General features: G+C 41.0%; 18 protein-coding genes. 10 read left to right on the top strand and 8 right to left on the bottom strand.

The window, feature by feature from the left end; translation table 11 throughout:
• The first annotated feature begins 40 nt into the window (after positions 1–40).
• The 6 genes from ccpN to FTV88_RS08125 all read left to right on the top strand — a co-directional run bounded on the left by ccpN (position 41) and on the right by FTV88_RS08125 (position 6,023).
• A complete protein-coding gene (ccpN, locus tag FTV88_RS08150; RefSeq protein WP_153725179.1) occupies positions 41–706 on the top strand; it encodes a transcriptional regulator CcpN in 666 nt (221 codons plus the stop codon).
• Between the two features lie 17 nt (positions 707–723).
• Positions 724–1,578, top strand: a complete 855-nt coding sequence (locus FTV88_RS08145; RefSeq protein ID WP_153725178.1) for a pyruvate, water dikinase regulatory protein — start codon at positions 724–726, stop codon at positions 1,576–1,578.
• The gene (ppdK, locus tag FTV88_RS08140) at positions 1,571–4,255 is read left to right on the top strand and encodes a pyruvate, phosphate dikinase (RefSeq protein ID WP_153725177.1); all 2,685 of its coding nucleotides are present in this window, start codon (positions 1,571–1,573) and stop codon (positions 4,253–4,255) included. Before FTV88_RS08145 ends, ppdK begins: the two co-directional genes overlap by 8 nt.
• Before the next feature lie 42 nt (positions 4,256–4,297).
• A complete protein-coding gene (locus FTV88_RS08135; protein WP_153725176.1) occupies positions 4,298–4,435 on the top strand; it encodes a hypothetical protein in 138 nt (45 codons plus the stop codon).
• A gap of 267 nt (positions 4,436–4,702) precedes the next feature.
• The gene (locus tag FTV88_RS08130; protein ID WP_153725175.1) at positions 4,703–5,485 is read left to right on the top strand and encodes a CheR family methyltransferase; all 783 of its coding nucleotides are present in this window, start codon (positions 4,703–4,705) and stop codon (positions 5,483–5,485) included.
• 19 nt (positions 5,486–5,504) lie between these two features.
• Positions 5,505–6,023 carry a gamma carbonic anhydrase family protein gene (locus tag FTV88_RS08125; RefSeq protein ID WP_153725174.1) on the top strand — a complete coding sequence of 173 codons (519 nt, stop codon included), beginning with the start codon at positions 5,505–5,507 and terminating at the stop codon, positions 6,021–6,023.
• A gap of 111 nt (positions 6,024–6,134) precedes the next feature.
• Here the strand turns inward: FTV88_RS08125 and FTV88_RS08120 are convergent, their stop codons facing one another.
• Entirely contained in the window at positions 6,135–6,692 is a 558-nt protein-coding gene (locus tag FTV88_RS08120) for a 3D domain-containing protein (protein WP_153725173.1), read from the bottom strand.
• Between the two features lie 146 nt (positions 6,693–6,838).
• Between FTV88_RS08120 and FTV88_RS08115 the strand changes: the two genes are divergently transcribed.
• The 4 genes from FTV88_RS08115 to FTV88_RS08100 all read left to right on the top strand — a co-directional run bounded on the left by FTV88_RS08115 (position 6,839) and on the right by FTV88_RS08100 (position 11,511).
• On the top strand, positions 6,839–7,084 hold the full coding sequence (locus tag FTV88_RS08115) for a type II toxin-antitoxin system HicA family toxin (protein ID WP_153725172.1): 246 nt from the start codon (positions 6,839–6,841) through the stop codon (positions 7,082–7,084).
• A gap of 121 nt (positions 7,085–7,205) precedes the next feature.
• Complete coding sequence (locus FTV88_RS08110) at positions 7,206–9,383, top strand: cell division protein FtsA (protein WP_153725171.1); 2,178 nt, start codon at positions 7,206–7,208, stop codon at positions 9,381–9,383.
• Between the two features lie 268 nt (positions 9,384–9,651).
• On the top strand, positions 9,652–10,122 hold the full coding sequence (locus FTV88_RS08105; protein ID WP_153725170.1) for a hypothetical protein: 471 nt from the start codon (positions 9,652–9,654) through the stop codon (positions 10,120–10,122).
• A 150-nt stretch (positions 10,123–10,272) separates the two neighbouring features.
• Complete coding sequence (locus FTV88_RS08100; protein WP_153725169.1) at positions 10,273–11,511, top strand: LysM peptidoglycan-binding domain-containing protein; 1,239 nt, start codon at positions 10,273–10,275, stop codon at positions 11,509–11,511.
• A gap of 88 nt (positions 11,512–11,599) precedes the next feature.
• Here FTV88_RS08100 and FTV88_RS08095 read toward each other — a convergent pair whose 3' ends face one another.
• Genes FTV88_RS08095 through FTV88_RS08065 form a run of 7 tightly spaced genes read right to left on the bottom strand, consistent with a single transcriptional unit; the run spans position 11,600 to position 16,382 of the window.
• The gene (locus FTV88_RS08095; RefSeq protein ID WP_153725168.1) at positions 11,600–11,947 is read right to left on the bottom strand and encodes a hypothetical protein; all 348 of its coding nucleotides are present in this window, start codon (positions 11,945–11,947) and stop codon (positions 11,600–11,602) included.
• Entirely contained in the window at positions 11,944–13,293 is a 1,350-nt protein-coding gene (locus FTV88_RS08090) for a nuclease domain-containing protein (protein ID WP_153725167.1), read from the bottom strand. The genes FTV88_RS08095 and FTV88_RS08090 overlap by 4 nt, the downstream gene beginning before the upstream one ends.
• Positions 13,277–14,089 carry a DUF8727 domain-containing protein gene (locus FTV88_RS08085; protein ID WP_153725166.1) on the bottom strand — a complete coding sequence of 271 codons (813 nt, stop codon included), beginning with the start codon at positions 14,087–14,089 and terminating at the stop codon, positions 13,277–13,279. The genes FTV88_RS08090 and FTV88_RS08085 overlap by 17 nt, the downstream gene beginning before the upstream one ends.
• Positions 14,086–14,994 (bottom strand): hypothetical protein, encoded by a 909-nt coding sequence (locus FTV88_RS08080; protein WP_162007954.1) that lies wholly within the window; start codon positions 14,992–14,994, stop codon positions 14,086–14,088. Before FTV88_RS08080 ends, FTV88_RS08085 begins: the two co-directional genes overlap by 4 nt.
• Positions 14,991–15,242 (bottom strand): hypothetical protein, encoded by a 252-nt coding sequence (locus tag FTV88_RS08075; RefSeq protein WP_153725164.1) that lies wholly within the window; start codon positions 15,240–15,242, stop codon positions 14,991–14,993. Before FTV88_RS08075 ends, FTV88_RS08080 begins: the two co-directional genes overlap by 4 nt.
• Entirely contained in the window at positions 15,239–15,637 is a 399-nt protein-coding gene (locus FTV88_RS08070; protein ID WP_153725163.1) for a hypothetical protein, read from the bottom strand. Before FTV88_RS08070 ends, FTV88_RS08075 begins: the two co-directional genes overlap by 4 nt.
• A complete protein-coding gene (locus FTV88_RS08065) occupies positions 15,576–16,382 on the bottom strand; it encodes a hypothetical protein (RefSeq protein WP_153725162.1) in 807 nt (268 codons plus the stop codon). The genes FTV88_RS08070 and FTV88_RS08065 overlap by 62 nt, the downstream gene beginning before the upstream one ends.
• Positions 16,383–16,387 lie beyond the last annotated feature (5 nt).

The following is a 16,387-nucleotide window of genomic DNA, read 5'->3' as shown; positions in this document are numbered from 1 at the left end:
GTCATAATTGTGCCTTCCAGGTAAATTATAGAGTAGGGTGGTGACGATTATTGAACTGACGGACCGTCAGGTAAAGATCGTAGAGATCGTAAAAGAACGAGGTCCGATTACGGGAGAACAGATAGGAGAAATCCTGAATCTGACACGAGCTACTTTACGACCTGATCTAGCCATTCTAACCATGTCTGGAATCCTGGAAGCACGACCTCGTGTTGGCTATTACTACAATAGTCAGTCTGGAAATACTCTGGTGGCTAGGGCAATCGGTAAAATTCGAGTCAAAGATGTAAAGTCTTTGCCTGTTGTAGTGAGAGAAGCGACAACAGTCTATGACAGCATTGTCACACTGTTCACAGAAGATGTAGGCACGCTCATTATCGTAGATAGCGAAGGCAATCTTAATGGTGTCGTATCAAGAAAAGATCTCTTAAAGATTGCGATTGGTGGAAGCGATACCCATAAGATACCGGTTAGTATGGTTATGACGCGAATGCCTAATATTGTGACAGTATCCCCAGAGGATACCATTTTTCAGGCTGCCAAACGTCTTATTGTCCATGAGATTGACACCCTCCCTGTAGTAAGGACTTTCGCACTTCCCAATGGCCTAGAACGGCAGGAGGTCGTAGGCCGCATTACCAAACAACAATTACGAAATTGTTTGTTGAGCTCGGTGAAGGGCATAATTAGATGGAAAATAACGTAAATTAACACTGGCGGTCAATGGCAACCGAGGAGGGGAAGAGTATCTCTACTGTCAATGGTGAGAAACCCATTGTCTACGTCGTTTCAGACTCCATTGGTGAAACGGCAGAGTTCGTAGCGCGAGCAGCAGCGAGTCAATTTGATGGTGATGGAGTGGAAATCAAGAGGATACCCTACGTATCCGATACGAGTCATATCCACAAAATCATAGATGAGGCAGCAGATCAGTCAGCAATTATTGCGTATACTCTTGTGGTTACTCAATTGCGGGAATGCCTCTTGCGCCTAGCTGAAGAGAAAAATCTTGTCACCGTTGATATCTTAGGTCCAATGATTCATGGCATTCAAAAGATAACGAAGAAAGAGCCTGCCATGAAGCCAGGATTGCTGCATCAACTGGATGAACAGTATTTTCGAAAAGTTGAAGCCATTGAATTTGCTGTTAAGTACGATGATGGGAAAGATCCACGTGGTATTTTACATGCTGACGTTGTTCTTGTTGGTGTCTCTAGGACATCGAAAACACCCGTATGCATGTACTTGGCTCACAAAAGGGTAAAGGCAGCGAACGTTCCTCTTGTCCCGGAAGTAGGGCCTCCAGAAGAATTGTTTCAAATGCCGAAGCGCAAAATTGTTGGACTAACCATCTCGCCACAACTTCTCTACGGCATTCGAACAGAAAGATTGAAGGCTCTAGGATTGGTTGGCAATGCCGACTATGCCAGTTTGAAGCGCATCTTGGATGAATTAGATTACGCTGAAGCCATTATGAAACGCATCGGTTGTCCAGTCATTGATGTAACCAATAAAGCCGTAGAAGAGACAGCGGCTAAAGTGTTACAGATATATTACAGGGGGGAACGTAATGTCTAAGAAATGGGTCTATCTTTTTGATGAAGGTAAAGCTGATATGAAATCGCTCCTAGGAGGAAAGGGAGCTAACCTAGCAGAAATGACCAACATTGGTCTACCTGTGCCTCCAGGACTTACAATCACAACAGAAGCATGCAATGCTTATTATGAGAATGATAAAAATTTTCCCTCTGATTTGCTGCACCAGGTGAAGGAAGCTCTAGAAAAAGTAGAAGAGAAGCTTGGCAAGAAGTTTGGTGACTCCACCGATCCACTATTGTTATCTGTTCGTTCTGGTGCAGTTTTTTCCATGCCAGGTATGATGGATACCATTTTAAACCTTGGCTTGAATGATGAAACTGTCAATGCTCTCGCTCAAGCAACAGAAAATGAGCGCTTTGCCTTAGATTGTTATCGTCGTTTTATTCAGATGTACTCTGGCGTTGTTCTTGATGTTGAGCATGATGATTTTGAACATATCTTAGAACAAAGCCGTGAAAAGCAAGGCGTCAAGTTCGATAATGAGCTAACGCCAGCTTCTTTACAAGAAGTTATTGAAGGCTATAAAAGCCTAGTATTGCAAAAAACAGGTCGCCTTTTCCCTCAAGAGCCTATGGAGCAATTAGAAGGCGCCGTTCGTGCTGTTTTCCAATCTTGGAATAATGATCGTGCCAAAATCTATCGTCATATTCACAAAATTCCTGATAACCTAGGTACCGCAGTTAACGTACAATCCATGGTCTTTGGTAACATGGGCAGCGACTGCGGAACGGGTGTTGCTTTTACACGGAACCCTTCCACAGGAGAAAAAATTCTCTACGGTGAATACCTGATTAACGCCCAAGGTGAAGATGTTGTAGCTGGAATTCGCACACCCAATCATATTTCTACCTTAGAAAGAGAAATGCCTGAGGTTTTTGCTCAGTTTGTAGAGATTTGTCAGACTTTAGAAAAACATTATCGCAATATGCAAGATATTGAATTTACCATTCAAGGCGGCAAGCTTTGGATGCTACAGACACGCAATGGTAAGAGAACGGCAGCAGCTGCTGTAAAGATTGCTGTTGATATGGTAGAAGAAGGACTTATTAGCAAAAACGAAGCTATCATGCGCGTAGAGCCAGAACATCTAGACCAGCTTCTTCATCGCCGCATCGACCCTGAAGCAAAACTTACTGTAGTTGCCACTGGTTTACCTGCATCACCAGGTGCTGCGTCGGGTATCATTGTCTTTAATGCCGATGAAGCGGATGCAAGGAATAAAGCAGGTGAGAAAATCCTTCTTGTTCGTACAGAAACAACGCCTGATGATATTCATGGCATTATTGCAGCACAAGGTGTCTTAACCAGCCGTGGTGGCATGACTTCACACGCTGCTGTTGTGGCTCGTCAAATGGGGAAAGCTTGCGTATGTGGCTGCGAATCTATTCGCATCGACTATGCAAAGCAAGAATTTGTCGTTTATACACAATCTGGGGAACAGAAAGTCTTCAAAAAAGGCGATCTGATATCCATTGATGGTGCTACAGGAAGAGTTATTGATGGCGAAGTACCAATGCTTGAGCCTGAATTAACCAATGAATTCCAAATACTGCTGCAGTGGGCTGATGAGGTTCGTACCTTGGGTGTGAGAGCCAATGCTGATAAACCAGAAGAAGCGAAGCAAGCGCGTGAATTCGGTGCTGCCGGTATCGGATTGACTCGTACGGAACATATGTTTATGGCACAAGAGCGCTTACCTATCGTACAAGAAATGATTCTAGCGCAGTCTGTAGAAGAGCGTCAAATAGCTCTAGCCAAACTTTTACCGATGCAACAGCAAGATTTCTATGGCATCTTAAAAGAAATGGCTGGTTTCCCCGTTACCGTTCGCCTACTCGATCCACCTCTTCATGAATTCTTACCGAATGCAGAAGATCTTCTTGTCGAAATTACCAAGCTCAATTGTGCTTTGGAAACTGTATCTGATGATGAGAAAGAAGCGATTCGTGATCAGGTCGATGAAAAAGAGATTCTTCTGAGAAACGTGCGACAGCTTCATGAATTCAACCCCATGCTTGGACATCGTGGTTGCCGACTAGGTATAACTTATCCTGAAATCTACGCAATGCAGGCCCGTGCTATCTTCCAGGCTGTTGCTCAGCTTGTTCAAGAAGGCTATGAAGTAGAGCCAGAAGTGGAAATTCCACTTGTTGTCCATGTTAATGAGCTCTCTTATCTGCGTAAAATGGTAGAAGATGTAGCCGATGCTGTTGCAGCAGAAACAGGTGTTATCATTCCTTATACCGTTGGAACAATGATTGAAGTACCTAGAGCTGCTTTAACAGCGGAAGAGATAGCTACAAAAGCAGACTTCTTCTCCTTCGGAACCAATGATTTGACCCAGACGACTTTCGGCTTTTCTCGTGATGACGCAGAAGGTAAGTTCTTAGGGTACTACACTGAAAACAAAGTATTGACAGATAACCCCTTCATCGTGCTCGATCGTGCAGGCGTAGGCGGTTTGATGAAAATGGCAGTAGAAAAAGGTCGAGCCAGCAACCCCAATCTACTTGTCGGTATCTGCGGCGAGCATGGCGGAGAGCCTTCTTCCATTGAATTCTGCCATCTCATTAATCTCGACTTCGTTTCTTGCTCCCCCTACCGCGTACCCATTGCACGCTTAGCCGCTGCACAGGCTGCTATTAAAAATGGCTAAGCTAGAAGAGTAATTTACAGTTCATCAGGGCATACTAGTGCCATGATGATTATAGAAGAACATGAAGACCACCTTTTTCAAATGGATCTTCCAGGTGAGCGCATTCCCATGGTAGCAAAAAGAATCACCAAAAAGGAAGAAATGAGTCATGAAGCCCCCACCACTTTGCATAAAATATAATTGAGTCCTCTCGAAGCGCAGGTGGGGCAGCGGAGCCACTGCGTTGTGCCCCTGGCTGATACAGCCAGGGGCTATCTTAATATGCATCTAGAGAAGGAATACGTAACATCTTTCTAGAAATCTTAATAGAACAACCCCACAATAAATCATAGCGAGCTAATAAAAAAGGATACTCTTTGCATAACACCTTTTTACCAGTAACGAGATGAGTTGAATTATTACTAAGTATTGGCTTAATCTTACTTAAATCTTAAAGGAGGAACCAGAATGACCATTGGGGATGACTATGAGATTTTTATAAAAAAAGTTCATGCCAAAAGCGGGCTTGACTTGTCCAATTACAAAAGACCACAGATGGAAAGACGAATTCGAACATTGATGCGCTCGCAAGGTGCAACGGACTTAATCAGTTATTTTTCTATTATCGATCGTGATAGCAACCAATATCAAAAATTCATCGATCATTTAACAATCAACGTATCTGAATTTCTACGCAATCCGGGACAATGGGATGTCTTAAAAAATAAAATTATACCTCAATTGTTACGAGAAAATCCAAAGCTAAAAGTCTGGTCTGCTGGATGCTCTACGGGAGAGGAACCGTACAGCCTGGTCATAACCATGTTAGAAGCCCGCTGTGATATGAGCCATAAAGTATTAGCAAGCGATATTGATAGAGAAGTTCTACGAAAAGCTCAAATTGGCTTATATTCAGCCAAATCACTGGCTAATATTCCAGAACCTTTGGTAAAAAAATATTTTATAAAGCAAGGTGAAGGATTTTATCAAGTAAAAGATGATCTCAAAAGGCATATAAAGTTTCAGCAACAAAATCTGTTGAAAGATTCTTTTGAAACCAACTTTGATCTAATTCTTTGTCGTAATGTCGTTATTTATTTTACCGAAGAAACAAAAACGATTCTCTACAAGCGATTCCACCAGTCTTTACGCAAAGGTGGTATCCTTTTTACAGGATCAACAGAACAAATTTTTCAAGCTCGCGAATTAGGTCTTACCACGGCAGCAACATTTTTTTATCAGAAGACTTGAACATAAGGAAGGAGTAGCCATGCCTATCTATAAAATTGGTGATAAAGAACCGCAAATTGACGAAGATACCTATATTGCACCCACTGCAGTTGTTGCTGGTGATGTTATAGTAAAAAAAGGAGCTAGCCTATGGTTTCATGTAGTTGCACGAGGAGACTGTGGCTGGCCTATAACGATAGGAGAATATACGAATGTGCAAGATCATGTGATGTTGCACACAGATTATGATTGGCCTACTGAGATTGGTGACTGGGTAACCATTGGCCATGGTGCAATAATCCATGGTGCAAAAATCGGGAATTGCTCTTTAATTGGTATGGGTGCTGTCTTGCTGGATCGTTCTGTTATAGGGGAATACTCTGTTGTAGGTGCTCATACGCTAATACCGCCAGGAAAAGAATTTCCACCTTATAGCCTTATTTTAGGCAATCCAGGAAAAGTGGTAAAAACCTTTACGCCAGAAGAGGTAAAGCGCTTTCAAGGAAATGCCCAGCGATACCTGGATTTGTGGAGAAAAGACTATAAAGGGAAGGTCTAAGCAAGACCTTCCCTTTATTCATTGGTAACCCATCATGCCCGCCGGTCGGGCACAACCAAAGATGAAAAATAGCTACCAAACGAAACCGTCTCCGTGCCACCCCGTAATGAGCTACAGCGAATTTGAATCAACAGTATCGCTTACGGGCAAGGTAAAATTGTCTTGATCAGGTCCTGTTAACAAGTAGACTTGTAAACTTTGTCTTCCAAAAAGAAGCGCCGATTCATGATCCGGTAGAAAAAAATCCATTTTACGACCACGTATGCTACCGCCTATATCTTGTGCCTCAAAAACACGCCCAAAAGCAGGTACATAGATTTTCGTCCCTAGTGGAATTAAGTTCGGATCTACAGCGACTGTGTACCATTCTTGTGCAAGTACACCGGACTTTGTAATGCCATCTGTTTTGCCACAACATATAAGACATGCATCATAGGCTGTTGCTTCTACTTCCATAGGTACAGAAATCTGATATCCTTTCATTACCATCTGATCCATCGTTTTTACAGGTTCATGATAGATGGGCAAAGGAAAAGGTACTTTTCGCTCTGCCAGCGCCTCTTTCGGATCAATGATAAGGAATTGAAAGCATAGTGTACCTGCTAGAAGCAAGGAAAAAGAGAGCTTTATCCATTGTTGGTACAGAATTATCAACTCCTTTTTGAACAATAGACAGGCATTCCTATCATGTACCAATGAAATCAGCTTTATACAAGAAGCTTTGAAAAAGCTTGTACGTAAAAGGAATAAAGAAAGGGAATAATTCTTCTTAGAAACTGTTACACCTCCTTAAGAAACTGGAGGTGACGCTGTTTATGAAGATAGCCCACCGCTTACCTACCCTGTCAGGAATGGATGTTGCGAAAGTACTCTGTCGAGAAGGTTTTGAACAGAGACGACAAAAAGGAAGCCATATGAGGTTTGTGAAAGTTGAACCGAAGGCAGTCTTTTCAGTAACCATTCCAGGGAATCAAAAAGATTTGAAAAAAGGAACGCTCATGGGCATCTTACAACAAGCAGGCCTCAGTAAAGAAAAGTTTCTTAGACTTCTATCCGCCTAAAGCCAATTACTGAGGCAGGGAGGGTGAAGGTGGGAGGTGTAACAGTTTCGCTGGTGTTGCAGGAAAATGATGCTGCTAAGTCGAAAGTAGAGAGACCCATTTTGCATGCAGGGGGATCGCCATGGACTGTTGTAATGAAACTATCTTTGCATTAGACATTGGAACGCGCACCGTTATCGGACTTGTGGCAAAAAAAACCGAAGAAGGTCTAGAAATTTTACATATGGTCATTGAAGAACATCGGAATAGAGCCATGTTAGATGGCCAGATTCACGACGTAGTACAAGTGTCACAAGTTGTTGATAAAGTCAAACAAGCTCTCGAAAAAGAAGTAGGCCAATCCCTAACGACGGTTGCGGTAGCTGCTGCTGGAAGGACTCTAAAAACAACGATCGGTAAAAAGAAACAAGAATGGACGACCCTTCAAGAATTTTCTGTAGAAGACCAACTAGCGCTCGAATTAGCAGCGGTGCAGAACTCTTTACGATCCATTAAAAAGCATGATGACGATATTGTAAAAGACTATCACTGCGTTGGTTATAGTGTTATGCATTACTTTCTAGAAGGACAAGCCATTGGAAGTCTTGTAGGACAACGCGGAAAAGTTGCAGAAGTAGAAGTAATCAGCACCTTTTTGCCAAGAGTTGTCATTGATTCTCTTTTCTCTGTATTAGCACGATGTGGATTAACCATGAAAAGTTTAACTTTAGAGCCAATTGCAGCTATCAACGTGGTTATTCCAGCGAATATGAGACAATTGAACTTATCACTTGTTGATATAGGTGCAGGTACTTCTGATATTGCTATCACGGCGGAAGGTACCATAAAAGCTTATGAAATGGTTCCTATTGCAGGTGATGAAATGACAGAAGCAATCTGTCAAAAGTACCTTTTAGACTTTGTTGAAGGTGAACGAATCAAAAAAGATGTCCAAGCGCAGCTCTTATTATCAAAAGAAGAAAGAGAAAGAATTAGATTTCAAGATATTCTTGGTTTTGAGCAGAGCTATGAAATTGAAGAAATTCTTGCCACTTTAGAGCCAACAGTGTCCAATCTAGCGCAACAAATTGCTGACAAGATCCTTACATTGAATGAAAAAAGTCCACAAGCAATCATCTTGATAGGTGGTGGCTCTCTTACTCCTTTGTTGCCAGAGAAAGTAGCTGAAGCATTGGAGTTGCCTCGTGAACGTGTCGGTGTCCGTGGCAGAGAAAGCTTGAAAGGTTTAACCGGTTACATAAATACGATGAAAGGTCCAGAATATGTAACGCCTGTGGGCATTGCAATCACATCACTGAATCATCAAACCTTAAGTTTTATTGAAGTTACGCTTAACGGAAAGTCCGTTCGCCTATTAAATATGCGCAAAGGAACTATAGGAGACGTTTTACTTTCGGCTGGTGTTAGCATGCAGAGCATACATGGGCGTCCTGGAATGGCCCTCACTGTAGAAGTAAACGGTCAAGTAAAAATATTACGAGGAACTGTTGGTCAAGGCGCTGAATTGTCCGTTAATGGTGAAAAAGCCAAACTTAACAGTCTTGTCCAACATGGCGATGCCATTGAATTCATAGAATCGCAAACGGGTAAAAATGGGCAAGGATTGATTGAAGATGTTGTACCGACTTTACGCGCTGTAGCTGTAATTCTTAACGGTAGACCTGTTAAAGTAGAGCCTCTGATATTTATGAATGGAAAAAAAGTTACCCTACAGACAGCATTAGTAGATGGTGCTAAAATACAGTATCAATCTATTGATACTGTCGCTAATCTTTTAGACTGCCTAGGACAACTAGATTCATTAAAAGAAGAACATTCCATTTCCTATACCTTAAATGGTGAAAAGAAAAAAGTTCTAATATCAATGCCGAAGCTTACTGTAAATGGTTCTGTCGCTTCATTGAATGGATCGGTCAAAGAAGGCGACAGAATTGAGTTAAAGTATGCGACTGTCTCAGAAATGCAGATCAAAGAAATTGTGGATCTAAAGCAATGGAATGGACAGGATCTGCGTGTTCTGATCAACGACAAAGAATGGAATTTTCCCGGTGAAAAAGCAAAACTTTATGTAAATCAAAAAGTTGCAACGGGAGAAGAATGGCTTAAAGAGGGCGATCAGATTGTAATTTTAGCAGGCAAATCTACAGAACTTATCCTGTCAGAGTTGCTAGCAAAAATTGGTTTCGACCCTACGCCACCTGTTGGAAAAAAGAACCTTCAGATTATTGTCAATGGTTTTCCAGGTGATTATATGACAGCCATACGGGACCAGAGTCGAGTTATGATTTATTGGATATAAAAAAACCTGCCAGAGCTTCTGGCAGGAAAAATTAGATTACAGTTGCACCTCCTGATCTAATGATTTTGGCTGGGGATTGGTTAAGGTCAAGTTGGCAAAATAAAAGGCCTGAGGAAAATATACCAAATATTAATAAGAATCGCATGAGACTTATGTCCTGAGAAAAGAGGACATAAGTCTTTTATTGTAATAGGGAAACAAAAATTATCAATATATGGATAAAAAAATCTGAACAAGGGCAATCTCTAGCTAAGAGGAGGAATTTTCCATGAATATTAGTATTAGCAAAATTTTACTACGTATAGCAGCGACATTGATAGTGCTTTATCTTCTATTTGCATTGTTAGCGCCGGGCGGTTCTTGGCAAATATATCTGGCCATTGCTGCCGCTATTGTTCTTCTTAGTCCCCTGTTCCTTCAACTCTGGATATCTTGGAAGAATATGAATGAAAGCTCTATGGATCCCTCGCCATCGATAGAAGCAATCTACAACGTGAAAGTAGAAGAAAAGTCTTTACAAGAAGCAAATCTATCGGATGAAGAAGATGAGAAAAAGGACTTGCCTTCTCAGCTTGGAAAAGCCATGCCGAGGTTGCTTATTATCAGTGCTCTTTTGCTTTTTTTAGGTTGGTGGTGGGATCTGCTTCTCTATTACGGTATAGTCGCAGCTTTTAATCTGATCTTGTTGATCTATCTTGCCATTCGTAAAATGTCCTATCAGAGAGATTTCTTAAAATAATTCGATGACACCCAAATAAAGGTTGCTAATCCATTGTAATACTAGCGCTTTTTCTACCGAAAAACTGTACCCTTACCAGAATTATTATAGTAGAGCCTATGAAGGTGAGATGTCTTAGCACCCCTTCCTGCATCAGAAAGTGGTGAAACTTTGGAAAAGGGTACGAAAAGGCTTCTCATAGGCATGACTTTGTCTGCATTTCTTTTAGGCGCCCCTGCTATGATGACGGCCAAGACGGCCGTTCCTTCTACATATACTGTTGAAGCTGGCGATAGTCTTTGGAAAATTTCGCGTACTTTTAATATGACCATTGACGAGATTAAGTCGTTAAATCAGCTACAACATGATTTTATCTACGTCGGACAGATATTGAAATTGCGGAATCAGGTCATGAGCCATACGGTACAGCCCGGTGATACGCTATGGATCTTATCAAACCAATATGGTCTCACGATTGAAAAACTAAAAAACATAAACCAACTTACCAGTGATGAAATCAGGCCAGGGCAAGTCTTACTACTACAAGAGGGAGATCTACCTGCTAATAATAGCGGCAATACTCATTCTTATGTGGTACAACCGAATGACAGCCTGTGGAAAATTAGTATGCAGTTCAATGTTACGATAGACGAAATTCGTTCTCTGAACAAACTTACCAATGATACAGTTTGGGTCGGTCAAAAGCTACTAATTCCACAAGGCAATGGCTCAAGCTATTCAGCGCCGCCAGCAGCACCATCGCCATCGCCATCGCGTGGAGATAGAGAAAGTGTGACGCAATGGCCTGCCGTTACCTACACTGTCTTACCTGGTGATACAGGTTCTTCTATTGCCAGGAGGTTTGGTGTGGCTGTTCACGATCTTTTGAGGTATAACTATATGGAACCTCATGAATGGTTTAATGCAGGAGAAAAAATCGCTATCTCTGGCTATGCGCCTAGGCTATATACGGTAACACCAGGACAACACAAAGCGCCTGCTCAAGTAGGCACTGTAGTAGACTGGTTTTTAGAAGGAAAATACTTGCTTAGAAGAAACGATATTTTCACAGTCGTTGATATAGAGACGAACAAGAGGTTTCAAGTTAAAATGATGGGTGGATACAATCATGCTGATGTTGAGCCGCTCACAATGCAAGATACGGCAATTATGCGTGAGATCTTTAACCAGCAATGGACATGGACACCTCGTGCTATCGTTATATTCAAAGACGGCATGAACATAGCAGGGTCTCTATCTGGAATGCCTCATAGCTTCAATACCATCCACAACAACGGTGTCACAGGTCACTTTGATATTTACCTGCTCAATAGTACAGCCCATGGTAGTGCCTCTGACGTATATATTCGTCAGCATCATGATATGATTCAAAAAGCAGGAGGAAGGTAAAGCTGAGCCATTTATCTCAGCTTCATAGTGCTCTTCTTAAAGAGGCTCGTCAGGCTACAAACCCGACGAGCCTCTGCTCATTCTCGCTTTATGTCTCTTTTTTTTGAAGAGATTGAAAGATTTCTACCCTCTCTAAAATTGCTTCAACCACTTTGTGGATCTCTTCGCCTATATGATTTAAATCTGTATCGGGGCACATTTTAAGTAGTCTTAAATCGTAGTCTTTGTAAAACCGAACTTTTACTTTCTCGTCATAATCGGTAGGATAGATAGCCCAAACTTCAGGTACAGGGCTACTATGGCGACGCAAAAAGTCATGAAACCCTTCTCCCATAAGATAGGGAGACTTACAATAAGCACCATAAGCCAGTAGTTGTCTCATTGCACCGGGTCGACTGGGTGCATCAATTCTCTGAGGATCCCAAAAGTTTTTCAAGGCCTATACTTAAAGTCAAATAAAATGCTACCGCCATAGACCTCTTCTTGATAAATGTCCAGGCGTCCGTCGGGACGATCGTGGGTTCCTTTGATATAAAGTGGTGCTTTATATTTTTCTGTTTGTTCACTTTTGCGAGGAATTAAAGCGTCATAGACAAGATGAAGCTTTGTCTTGCCTTTTTCTAGCACAATGGTCGTACCCGAAGGCAAAGAAGGTATGAAAAGGTGATGATCAGAAAAGTCAAGGTCAAAAAGCCAACCGCTTTTCACTTCGTATCGGAGCGGATCATTCATTAAGGCGTTACAAATCTTTAGAAAGCCCCAGTTTTCATAAAGCAGGTCTGTTCTTTTCCATTGATACTGATAGGTCCTGTCTAAAGCAACTTCTATGTTTTCTTTGCGCAGATCTTTATAAAGCTTATAAAGTGCAGCATATCGAAAATCTGTCATCATAACTTGGGGGATCATTTCTTTTGGTCTAGAACGTACTTGCTTGTACCAGGGCGCTTGGCAAATAAAGCGAAAGCTACTTATCATTCTTTCACATTGACTTCGATAATGACCGATAATAGACAAAGTTTTATTTTTTGAGGAAAGTAGATTTTTATCCGAAAGGATAGCTCTTGCTTTTTCCTCTTGTTCATGCAAAGCCTGAAGGAATTCTTGAAGGCTCTTTTCAATCGTAGCTATAATTTGACGTAGCCAACGGTTTTCGGGAAGATCATAATCGAAGGTGCGATTTTTTTGTATTCGATAGTTAGCCTTTCGATAGAGATCGCTGAGAGCAGCCATAACGGGTTTATAAGACTTCTGAATCATTATAAAGCGAAACCAGAGGCGCGAAGGCAATTCTTTAAGTGTTGGAATAGCTTGACCCATATTTTTGCTAAAAAGGTTGAGAGCTAAATCGTGCAGCTCTTTTTCCAATTCTTCTTTCATACTTTCCCATTGGGCTTGTGTCATTTGCTTCGGCAAAACTTGCAGTAGCGCATGGTACGATTTACCAAAAACAAAAACAGTTAGCTTATAGTAACCGGGTATGAGAGGATAATCGTCATAGCGAAAAAGAAGGTACTCTTGTTCTGATGGAGCTAAATAGGCTTGCCCTTCTTCATCTCGTAGAATCATTCTTTCAGGCAGTGTTTCCAAACCATCCATGTAGAAGCGAGCTTTCGGGTCAGAAGAACGAAAAAGGAGCATTAGATTCAAGTTCTCTCGAATCTTAAGGCCTGCTTCAGCCTGATACAGTTCTTTTTCTTCTTCAAAAAACTCTTTTAGATGAATAAATCGATCGCCGTTAAGAAAAGCAAGAGAAAAAGGAGGCGCCTCAAACTGTGTAGCCATACATACTCAGCTCTTTCGCCTTATGATATATAGTTTGGCGAGTCTCTTCAAAAGCCGATAAATCGGCATATTCGTCTAAGAGAGTTATCAAGGGTCCGTCTACTTGCCCTTGCCGTTCTACATGAAATGAGCCAAGTACGGATTTAAGCTGTTCTTCGGGACCTCTCACTTTGGTTAAAATTCGTTGTACAATCTGCCGATCAAAGGCATCACTGCGCGTTACAAAGGGTGTTTGAGGTAAATTTTTCAAATACCGATCAATTTGTCGTAGAATGCGAAAGCCAATGCCCATGTTTTTATTAATTGATTGTAGTTGTAGGTGAAATTGTCGCAAGAACGACAATTCTCGATCTGTTAAATCATAATCTTCTTGCTCTTTTATGAAAGATTGAAATTCACTATAAGTCCATTCCTTGCCTATACTTTTCTTTTCCTTATGATACTTTAATTTTTTCAAATCTTCAAAAGGAAGGATATTCAGTCGAATAACATTCGCTCGATCTAAGACTTTATCAGAGAAATGATAAGTCGATTCATCCATGTTTACAGTTCCGACAAAAAGAACATTATCACCAATCGCAATGGATGGCGGGTATTGAGCGGAGTTAAGGAGCGTTGATTCCAATTCTTTGTTGTAAAGATGAAGTTCTCTACGAGAAGGATCCATTTCAAGAACAGAAAGAAACTGAGAAAAGTAATGCTCAACACGAGCTAAGTTCATTTCGTCAAAACAGACAATATAAAGCCCCTTGTCTCGACGATTATCTTTAGAGGCTTGCAGCAATAAATCAATCAACCAGTTCGCCCTGGTTGGTACACTTTGCCTCTGCAATCTACCGAACCAATCAGATCAGCATCGTCATTCCAAGAAGGATGAACAGGTATAAAAGCCAACTGATCTTCTTTGAGTTGTAACGCTTTACCATAAGCTTGTACAAGCCTCGATTTGCCAGTGCCACTCATTCCCGCTAAAATGACTAGATTCGATGTTTTCATAGCAGTATGGAAGTGAATCAAATCTTTCCAGTCGTATAATAGACCTTGCTCTCGTGTGATTTGCATAAAATTTTGTATAAACAGAGATTCAGATGAGTCCCCTTCTTTGGTCTCTAAAGAAAGCAACTTTTCTTCCCAGCACTGCATCGCCACCAGTCTGTCGTTGGGATCCTGTTCTAGTAAGGTAGAATCGTTTAACGAGTTCTCTTCTTTACTAGAGGCTATGAGATCTTCTGTGCTTTTCATACGCTCATAGATCTGGCTCTGTTTTTCTTTTGATAAAAATAGAAGCGTATCGTTTCCGGGCACTTCTATAGCTTCTTCGAACCAGGCTTCTGGGAAAGAGATCTTTTTTAACTGTTCGTAGTAAAAAGCGTAATTGTTATGACTTTGGCGATGTTCAATCAACTCACCAAAGATAAAAAAAGAATGATCATCATCTCGCCATAAAAGGAAAGGCGGCGTTTTGACTCCTTCTGCATACGCGTGAATCGGTCCTACAAGTTCTTGATCTATCAGTTTTTTCAAAAAATCATCATAACTATAACCGTGTTGAACTTTACTAAAAAGAGGGAGCGTTACATAGGTTGATGTATTCATATAAGACAAAGGTTTGGGTACAAGTCGTACGTCTTTGATATAAAAATAATCCCCACGTCGCTCCGGTCGAAAAATAAATAGTTTTTCAGCGAGGAAATCCTTCAAATCATCAATTCTATGGTATTCGTTGGCGTAGTACTTTTCTTCAAAGCCATATCGTTCAATGTCAGAGGCATAGCTGTATAAAGACTGTTGTTTGGAAAATCTTCTGGTGTTTCTGAAATCAACTGCACTGAAAATTGCAATGAGTTTTGACGATTTACGAATACTGCGCCACCATTCATTTTCGTCGCTACATACTCATCACTGGCCAATACGCCTATGACGTCAAAATTCCATTTGCTGTTTCTCATGTTGCTGATTCCCCTTGTTTTAGATATCTTTGCAAGTCAGACAAACTATTAAATTCAAAATATTTATCAATGGTTACTTCTCTGCGTAATTTTCGCTTAATAAACAAGGGAATATCGTAGTTTAATACCCAGACCTGATCAGAGTGGGTGAAAAGGCGATCTTCAAAAGCCTTGGTAATATGTTCGGTCGTAACATTTTGTATAGTATAACGGTTCAGATTGTGCAGACGGTGAAGGTTCGGAGGCAACTTACCAACGAGAGCTATTTGCTGTTTGACAATTACTGGACAAGTTTCATCTGTTTCTTGTGAAGACTCTGATTTATCAATGTCTTCAATTGTAGTTGTAATAGCAATTGCAGTCGCTGCTGCAGTAACTATCTCTGCTTCTGCCATAGCCTCCACTTTTTGGTGATTTATATTCCATGAAGTAGTATTTTGCAATGTTTTTGTGTAAAGTATCACAGAGTTCAGTCATTCTTCGGATTTCGTCTTCTTTATCTTTAATTCTCTTGTCTTTCTCTTTAATTTCCAGTAAGAATCCCTGTTTTTCATGGTGCCATTGCTTTTTTTCTATATCAAATTCATTTTTTTGCTTCTCCAAACTCTGGTTTAATTTACCAATCTTCTCTTCTAATTTTATAAATTTCTTTTCGATTTCTTGATATTGCTTGTGCCACTGTTCAGCTGTATCTAGGATTTTCTTCTGTTCTATATCGTCTTTTCGTTTTTCTGCAACCTGTTCTTCATAAGATTGAAGCTTTTCTGATTCTCGTAGTTCTATAAATAAAGATTCTGCTTTTTCCTGATGTTCTTGTTCAGGGCTTGATATAAGAGCGCTCAAAAGTGTCGCTGGGTTGGCACCTAAATAGATAAGCTCTAACAGTTGCTCTTTGTCTTTTTCTCGACAGGCTAGATAAGGTTCTTGTCCCTGCATATGCCTATCCATTGCTTCTTGTAGCTTGATAAAACTTTTGCTATTTATGATTGTTTGGATTAAGCGAGGTCGTAACAAATGGATGCGATGATCCAGTACGATTTGACGAAAACCAGGTACTTTCACATGCATGACCCTGGCCAAGCTTACAAGATCATCATGAGGCATCATATCTAGTAGCCATCTCCACAATGCTTTGCTCACATGGT

This window comes from Heliorestis convoluta, from assembly GCF_009649955.1.
Taxonomy (GTDB): Bacteria; Bacillota; Desulfitobacteriia; order Heliobacteriales; family Heliobacteriaceae; genus Heliorestis; species Heliorestis convoluta.
Note: the sequence above shows the minus strand (reverse complement) of the source record. Positions and strands in the feature narration are given on the sequence as shown.